Annotated in this window: 1 protein-coding gene; it reads right to left on the bottom strand. The window is 65.2% G+C overall.

The features are described from left to right. Nucleotides 1-374 (bottom strand): Ig-like domain-containing protein (locus KW829_RS22740; protein WP_218309146.1); only part of this gene is annotated, 374 nt, incomplete at both ends.

Here is a 374-nt window from a genome sequence, read left to right as displayed (position 1 = left end):
CCAGGGTCAGGACGAAGTCGTCTGAATCTGCACTGGTGTTGCCCGCCTTGTCCGTCGCCGTCACGTGGAAGCGGTGCTCGCCTTCCGGCAGTTTCGCGACCGGTGAGAAGCTCCAGGTGCCGTCGGCCTTCGCCGTCACTTCGCCCAGCAGGCCGTTCTGATCGTAGATCTTCACGGTGCTGCCCGCTTCCGCCTTGCCGCTCAGGGTTGGCGTCGGGTCGTCGGTGCTGCTGCCGTTAGACAGGGTGCCCTGTACGGTGCCCACGTCATCCAGCGCCGCGTCGATGGTCGGTTTCACCGGCGCATCGGTATCGATGGTCACGGTCCAGCTGCTGCTGCTTGACTCGTTGCCCATCGGATCCTTCGCCGTGGCG

Source organism: Enterobacter sp. ENT02, from assembly GCF_019219165.1.
Classification (GTDB): domain Bacteria; phylum Pseudomonadota; class Gammaproteobacteria; order Enterobacterales; family Enterobacteriaceae; genus Enterobacter; species Enterobacter mori.
Note: the sequence above shows the minus strand (reverse complement) of the source record. Positions and strands in the feature narration are given on the sequence as shown.